General features: G+C 42.7%; 9 protein-coding genes. All 9 read right to left on the bottom strand.

The genetic code is table 11. The features are described from left to right. The coding region (locus tag AC3LHT_RS06735) for a flavodoxin-dependent (E)-4-hydroxy-3-methylbut-2-enyl-diphosphate synthase (RefSeq protein WP_488662360.1) at positions 1–193 on the bottom strand (193 nt) is incomplete at its 3' end. Between the two features lie 5 nt (positions 194–198). Beyond that, positions 199–1716 (bottom strand): M50 family metallopeptidase, encoded by a 1518-nt coding sequence (locus AC3LHT_RS06730; protein WP_290646645.1) that lies wholly within the window; start codon positions 1714–1716, stop codon positions 199–201. Further along, the gene (gene dxr / locus AC3LHT_RS06725) at positions 1713–2837 is read right to left on the bottom strand and encodes a 1-deoxy-D-xylulose-5-phosphate reductoisomerase (RefSeq protein WP_488662359.1); all 1125 of its coding nucleotides are present in this window, start codon (positions 2835–2837) and stop codon (positions 1713–1715) included. The genes AC3LHT_RS06730 and dxr overlap by 4 nt, the downstream gene beginning before the upstream one ends. A 2-nt stretch (positions 2838–2839) precedes the next feature. Next, complete coding sequence (locus tag AC3LHT_RS06720) at positions 2840–3532, bottom strand: (Fe-S)-binding protein (RefSeq protein WP_488662358.1); 693 nt, start codon at positions 3530–3532, stop codon at positions 2840–2842. Between the two features lie 10 nt (positions 3533–3542). Then, positions 3543–4130: an electron transport complex subunit RsxA gene (rsxA, locus tag AC3LHT_RS06715; RefSeq protein ID WP_290646651.1), complete on the bottom strand. Its 588-nt coding sequence runs from the start codon at positions 4128–4130 to the stop codon at positions 3543–3545. Positions 4131–4143: 13 nt separating this feature from the next. Beyond that, positions 4144–4761 (bottom strand): electron transport complex subunit RsxE, encoded by a 618-nt coding sequence (gene rsxE / locus AC3LHT_RS06710; RefSeq protein WP_290646653.1) that lies wholly within the window; start codon positions 4759–4761, stop codon positions 4144–4146. Continuing rightward, positions 4761–5477 (bottom strand): RnfABCDGE type electron transport complex subunit G, encoded by a 717-nt coding sequence (locus tag AC3LHT_RS06705; protein WP_488662357.1) that lies wholly within the window; start codon positions 5475–5477, stop codon positions 4761–4763. Before AC3LHT_RS06705 ends, rsxE begins: the two co-directional genes overlap by 1 nt. Continuing rightward, a complete protein-coding gene (locus tag AC3LHT_RS06700; protein ID WP_488662361.1) occupies positions 5470–6411 on the bottom strand; it encodes an RnfABCDGE type electron transport complex subunit D in 942 nt (313 codons plus the stop codon). Before AC3LHT_RS06700 ends, AC3LHT_RS06705 begins: the two co-directional genes overlap by 8 nt. Continuing rightward, on the bottom strand, positions 6411–7415 hold a 1005-nt coding region (gene rsxC / locus AC3LHT_RS06695), incomplete at its 5' end, for an electron transport complex subunit RsxC (RefSeq protein ID WP_488662356.1). The genes AC3LHT_RS06700 and rsxC, both read right to left, overlap by 1 nt.

The following is a 7415-nucleotide window of genomic DNA, read 5'->3' as shown; positions in this document are numbered from 1 at the left end:
TATCTGAAAAGCTATTAAGACTATCAAAATCTGGCACTGAAACACGGACGAGTTCACAACCTGCATTGTAAAGGGCCTCTATCTGTCTTAATGTACTTTCAACATCTCTTGTATCGGTATTTGTCATTGACTGTATGGCAACGGGATTTCCACCGCCTATGCTTATTTTTCCTATGTTAACTATTCTACTCATAATCACTACCCCAGAAAACGTCCAACGTCTATAAATGTGATATAGAGAAGTATGCCAATCAGTATGAAGAACCCTATTGCATGTATATAGGCCTCCACTTTGGGATCAATGCGCTTCCTGATCACCATTTCAATGAGCGCGAGCACCATTCTTCCACCATCAAGGGCGGGAAGTGGCAGAAGATTAACAACTCCTAGATTAAGAGTTATCAAACCAACCAATAAAATCACCATTTTCATTCCAGCTTTTGCCGCATCTCCCACAAGCTTGACAATGCCAATTGGCCCGGTAAACTCTCTTAATGAAGATTGCCCTGTAAAGAGATTGCTAACTATTTCCACCATAGTCCGGAGAAGTTCCATAGCCCACTTAACACCCAACGAAAATGCTTCAAACACATTCCCCGGGTACCAATAATTAAATCCTTGCCTGAATACATTTGGCATTCCGAGAATAGAGATAAAATCGCTTTTAGCTGTATTAATTATCACGGGATGACCATTTCTCAGAACTTCTATTTCAAGGTTTTCAGGGAAGCCTTGAAGTGCTTTATCAAGCGTATCTCCCGTGAAATACAGATACATTGTCGACTGGTCTGTCGATATCCCTTGAACAAAGTACGAAAAATCAAGGCCATCGTTAATTAGAAAATCATTGACACGTACGATTCTATCGCCAGCTTTAAAGCTTTCCACATCGGTATTGAACACAGGTTCAAAGGAAGCGTAATAAATACCAAGCGCAAAATAGGGTTCTGATATTGAAAGGTTTTTCAACGTTGCACGTATCTTTTTCCCGTTTTCAAAAATAAGTTCCACAATTTCCCCGGGTTGAAACATTTGAGCGATATTGCTGTACCCATTGCTTACAGGGGCTCTGTCTACTTTAAGCAATTTGTTGCCGGGACTCCCGGTCACATCTTCCAGCACGAACACAGCGCTTTCGGGCAATAGTTGCGGTTTTATGTTAAGTTCCACAGGATTGCCATTTCTCTCGACAACAATATTCAATTCTTTCCCGTTTTTTATTTTTCTCGAAAGCACTGAACTTTCAATGAGAGTTTTTCCATCAACGGAGACTATCCTGTCTCCGCTTTGAAGACCGGCATAATAGGCAGGTGAATTGGGCTGAACCCTTTCTACAATTACCTCAGGGAAACCCCATATGGCACCAGCTATTGCAAAAATTAGAAATCCAGCCAGTATGGAAAACAAAGGCCCTGAAAAGGCAATGAGAAAGCGTTGCCAGGAAGGTTTGGAATTGAAAAGCTGTTCTTTAGGCACACTTTCAGCATCTTTCTCAAGACTTTCAAGATCTTCGCCAGCCATTCTCACATACCCGCCCAGCGGAATCAACTTTATGCTAAAAGTGGTTTCTTTCCCTTTTATTGAGAAAAGCTTTGGACCAAAGCCAATGGCAAACTCCAAGACTTTAACGCCAAAGAGTTTAGCAAAGAGATAGTGCCCCAGTTCATGTGCAACTACAACACCTGTAAATATCACGATAAAGTAGAGGGCAATCACAGTTTTGCGACCTCCTTTTCTGCAAGTTCTCTGGAATATCTGTCTATTTCAACAATTTCATCGAAATCACGTGGATCCGTTTCGGGTATAAGCTCAACGACTCTCTTGATCAATTTAAAGATTTCTCCGAAATGAATCGCTCCCTTTTCAAAATATTTGACTGCAATTTCATCAGCAGCGTTGTATGCAATTTGCTTGGAAGATATGCCTGTTATTTCCCTTGCGAGTTCAAGAGCAGGATACTTACGATAATCTATTTCTTCCAGCATAAGGGACATTTCAACAATGTTCATATAATCAGAATGATATCCTCTTTTTGGATAACTAAGAGCGTAGGCTATGGGGATTTTCATATCGGGCTTTCCCAGATGCATTTTAATTACACCATCACTATATATTACTCCGCCATGTATCAAGCTGTTTTTGCATATGTATGTTAGAATATCTTCTTCATCATATTCGAAAAGGTAATGGGCCTCTATAACTTCAAGTCCTTTGTTAACCATTGTAGCGCTATCTATTGTAATGCGATTTCCCATGGACCAGGTTGGATGCCTAAGCACTTCTTTCAGTGAAGCATTGTACATTTTTTCTATTGAATAATCCCGCAATGCGCCGCCTGAAGCGGTGATAAATATCTTTTCAGGTTTGTCTTTTCCACGCACTAATTGGAATATAGCACTATGCTCGCTGTCAACGGGAATGAGTTCAGCACCTTTTTCCACTGCCCTTTTTATGAGGAGCTTTCCACCACATACTAAAGATTCTTTATTGGCAAGGCAAAGTCGCCTGGAAACCTCCAGCGCTTTAAGACTGTATCGCAGGCCAATAGCTCCTGAAGCGCCATTCACTACTACGTCAGGCGTGGCGGCTTCCAGCATCTCTTCAATTCCTTCAGCACCGGAAAAAAAGGTTATCTCTGGAAAATCTCTTTCTAGTTCTTCTGTTTTCATAATAGCAGCAGCATAGTCAGGTTTATATTCCAATAACTGTTTTCTGAAAAGTGAAAAGTTGTGGCCGCAGGAAAGGGCCACAACTTTGTGATTTTTTAAATCCTTAACAACCTCAAGAGTTTGCCTGCCTATTGAGCCAGTTGAACCGATAATCGCCAGTCTTTTCAATGTTAACCACCAAGTTTCTCTTTGATCTTCTTTGGGTCTCCAGCTGTTTCTTCAAGCATTTTCTTTATTTCATTGGAGGACATCTTTTTAATCTTTGCTACTTTTTCCGGGACATTTTGACGCATTCCCGGAACGCATTTTTCTGGTTTTTCTTCACTTGCCGCCAATTTCAAAGCAAAAGCAGCGCAGCCGGGATGGCCGCACAAACCACAGTCAATATTTGGTAAAGCCCCATATATAAGGCTGGCTAATTCATTATCTTTCAACATGCCTTTGTATTTTGCAACCTCATCAGGGCTTGGACGAACGGGTTTCTTAGGAACAGGTTTCGGTGGTGCTCCTGTGGCAGATAGGAGTTTTTGAAGTGCCTTTTCGGCATCCTCACCACTTTCTTTCCAAATCGCGAGAATTTTTTCTTGTGAAGTTTTGGTTATGGCTTCAAGTTTTTCAGGTACACCGGAGCGCCTGCCAGGAATACAACCTTCCTTTGGCACTTTTCCATCTGCATAGGCTTTGGCAAAACCGGAACAACCGGGAAATCCACAGGCACCACAGTTAATTCCTGGAAGAGCAGCCTCGACCAGTTTAACCCGGGGATCTTCTTCTACAGCGAATTTTGAGGCTGCAAAAGCGAGAAATAAACCTGAAGTAAGCCCTAATATTCCCAAGAGTATCGTTGAATATACGATTATCACAGTTTTCACCTCACAATTTCACAAGGCCCTGAAATCCCATAAAGGCCATGGATAAAAGCCCTGCTGAAACCAATGCACTGGCTGTTCCTTTAAAAGATTCCGGGATTTCGTACAGTTCCATTTTCTCTCTAATTGTTGAGAAGATCACAAGAGCGAGACCAAAGCCAAGGCCAGCACCAGCGGCATGAACAATGGTTTCAATAAGGCTGAACTCCTGCTGCACATTCAACAATGCGAGACCGAGGATAGCACAGTTGGTAGTTATAAGGGGCAGGAATATTCCCAGTGCTTCATACAAACCGGGACTAGTTTTTTTGAGGACAATCTCTACAAATTGGACAAGAACAGCAATTATGAGTATAAACACGATAGTCGTTAAGAATGGCAAACCCATTGCTACCAGCAATAGATTCAACAGCCAGGTAATTATGGAAGCCATAACCATAACAAAAATGACCGCTAAGCTCATACCTACGGCTGTATCCACCTTTTTTGAGACCCCAAGAAAGGGGCATATACCAAGAAATCGGGAAAGCACAAAGTTGTTTACTAGCAATGCCGAAAGAAATATGAAAAAGAGTCTTGTACCTACAGACATTCAGATCTCCCCCTCATTTTGCGGCTTTAGCCTTTGCCGCTTTTGCTTTCTTTATACCTATAAAATTAAACATACCGGCAAGTACTCCAAGGGCTATGTACGCTCCCGGTGGGAGAATCATCGCAAACATCTTCATGTTGGAAAGATGCAATCCGAAGATGCTTCCATTACCTAAAAATTCCCGTACACTGCCAAGAAGAACCAACGAGCCGGTAAAACCGAGTCCCATGCCAAGGCCATCGAGGAATGACGCCCTCACTCCGTTTTTAGAAGCAAAAGATTCTGCGCGGCCCAGTATGATACAGTTGACAACGATAAGGGGGATAAAAAGCCCCAGAGTTTTCCAGAGTTCGTATGTGAAACCATGCATCAGCAAATCCACTATGGTTACGAAGGAAGCAATAATAACTATATATGCTGGTATTCTCACTTTGTCCGGGATGAATTTTCTTACCAAAGATACTACAACATTTGACATGACGAGTACGCTCGTTGTAGCCAGACCCATGCCCAAACCATTTGCTGCACTTGTGGTCGTAGCCAGCGTGGGACACATACCAAGAACTTGAACAAAAGTTGGATTCTGTGCGATAAAACCATTTGTGAAAGTCTTGACATTACCGGCGGCCATTATTTAACACCTGCCTTTTTCAAAAACTCGTACATAGTGTTTATAGAATTGACTACCGCACGGGGAGTTATAGTAGCGCCTGTCATTACATCACTCGTTTGAACTACTCCCTCAGTGTCCCTTGCACGTTGAAGTTCATTTGAAGGGACAATAATCCCAGCGTCTTTATTGACTTTGAGCCCCTTTTCTAGTCCTTCCGAGGCTATGGGGTAAAAACGCTTTTGGATATCATCACGGGCAATATTAGCACCCAGCCCCGGGGTTTCTTGCGAATACTCCATAACCTTTATTGCATTAAGTTTGAGTCCTTGAGGAGTGGTAAGAAAGGCTGCTACGCTGACAACATTTCCACCGTAACCAACCGCCTGGCCAGTTAAGACATAAACCTTTTTTCCGTCTTTAGTTTCGAAGATATAAGCTGGCGACTGAACCTTCCCTTTCCATGTAGTTGAAGAGTACATGATACCTTCCTCAGATGGCATGGGAGTCCATTCGTATTTTGCCAATGCTTTTCCATCTTCAGGGATTTCGGTTTCTGGAACGAGCAAATTTCCTGTAACTGAATCTGTTAGCACAAAACGTATAGCATCTATTTTGGCAGCGAGTTCGGCTTTTTCAATAGGTTCTTTGACGAGGTTGTAAACCAATGCCAGTCCCAAACCTGCGATAGTCGTGATAATCATCAATACAAGTCCTGTTTTCAAAAATTCACGCATTGCCCCTCACCTCTCCAAACCTTCTGGGCCTTGTTGCCATATCGATCAATGGCACGAAGGAATTCATAATCAAAATGGAGAAAGAAACACCTTCAGGATATCCGCCAAAATACCTTATGATCATTGTTATAAAACCACAGCCTGTTCCAAAAATGAGTTGCCCAAGGGGAGACATAGGGCTGGTGACCATATCAGTGGCCATGAAAAGCGCACCAAGCATTAGACCACCGCCAAGAATATGGTAAAGAGGACTTCCATAGCTTGAATTCACAGTATAAAAAATCCACGAAATCAACGCAACGCTGCCTACATAACTGAGAGGGATAAGCAGCTTAATACGACCTCTCAATACTAAATACACAAACCCTATTAGTAACAGCAGGGCACTGACCTCTCCTAATGATCCCGGAATTGTACCAATAAACATGTCTTTCAAAGATGGTAGCGAACCCCCACCTTCTTTGAGTATTGCCATGGGTGTAGCAGTAGTTTCAAGATCAAAGGGCTTGAACCATGTAGTCATTTGAACGGGAAACGACATTAAAAGAAAAACACGACCTATGAGAGCCGGGTTCCAGAAATTTTTTCCAAGTCCCCCAAATACATGCTTGGCAATACCGATAGCGACGACAGCACCGATTACTGCCTGCCACCAACTGACTGCCAGGGAGAGATTAAGGGCAAGAAGTAAACCGGTCACTGAAGCGCTGAAATCCGGTTTGAAATCTTTCTTTTCTCTGAGTACCCTCATTATGAAGAGCTCGATTAGCTCTGCTGATACCATTGAAACAACAATCAGTAAAAGCGCTTGCATTCCAAACAGGACCACAGCGGCAACAGATGCGGGAATAAGAGCAATTAAAACATCTATCATTACCTTCCTAACATTATCTTTTGATCTCAAATGAGGAGCAGCTACTACAGTCAGTTTCATCATCTTTTCCCTCCTTTGAGGGTCCTGTAAACTTTTTTAGCTAGCTTGATGTTTTTGACGAGATCGATGTTTGCAGGGCAGATGTATGAACAACTGCCACATTCAATACAATCCATAAGACCGATTTCAACAGCTTTGTCATAAAGTCTGTTAGTGGCATAAAGGTTTAAGGCAAAAGGCTGTAGGTTCATGGGGCATGCCATGAAACAGCTACCGCACCTGATGCAGGGATAACTCTCTTTTGGGGGAATAACTTCTTTTGGCATTACGGTGATTCCAGAAGTTCCTTTGACTATGGGAATATCAACACGCGGGACAGCTATACCCATCATAGGACCACCAAATACAACTCGGTCAACTTCTTCCTCTCTTATGCCGCCTGCGAGTTTTATGAGCTCACTTGCCAGGGTTCCTATTCGAGCTATAACGTTTACAGGTTCTTGAACAGCCTCCCCGGTTATGCTCACCGCTCTTTCCACAAGGGGTTTGCCTTCTTCAAGCGCTTCATAGACAGCATAGGCTGTCCCTACGTTTTGGACAACAACTCCAACATCCATAGGTAGTCCGCCTGAAGGAATAATGCGCTTTGTTATGGCATAAATCAACTGTTTCTCAGCACCCTGGGGGTATTTCGTTTTTAATGTTGCCACTTCTATTCCGGTGCCTTTTGATACCCTTTTCATTTCATCGATAGCCTTGGGCTTGTTGTTTTCAATACCAATTATCGCCTTTGTAACGCCAAGTGCTTTCATCAAAGCGCGTATTCCCCGAACCAATTCTTTCGATTTTTCAAGCATCAAACGGTAATCTACTGTGAGATATGGTTCACACTCCGCCCCGTTGATTATAAGAAGATCGATTTTCTTTTCTTTGGGCGGTGTTAATTTCACGTTTGTGGGAAACATGGCACCTCCAAGCCCCACAATACCGGCTTCTTTAATCCTTTCGATGATTTCTTGCGGTTCAAACTTTTCATAAGGTTTTTGGGGTTCAAGCAGCTGCCA

The sequence above is a fragment of the Kosmotoga sp. genome, assembly GCF_982836095.1.
Note: the sequence above shows the minus strand (reverse complement) of the source record. Positions and strands in the feature narration are given on the sequence as shown.

Coding starts and splice junctions, on each gene's coding strand:
- rsxA (WP_290646651.1), bottom strand. CDS start 4,130: ATGTCTGTAGGTACAAGACTCTTTTTCATATTTCTTTCGGCATTGCTA.
- rsxE (WP_290646653.1), bottom strand. CDS start 4,761: ATGGCCGCCGGTAATGTCAAGACTTTCACAAATGGTTTTATCGCACAG.
- AC3LHT_RS06705 (WP_488662357.1), bottom strand. CDS start 5,477: ATGCGTGAATTTTTGAAAACAGGACTTGTATTGATGATTATCACGACT.
- AC3LHT_RS06700 (WP_488662361.1), bottom strand. CDS start 6,411: ATGAAACTGACTGTAGTAGCTGCTCCTCATTTGAGATCAAAAGATAAT.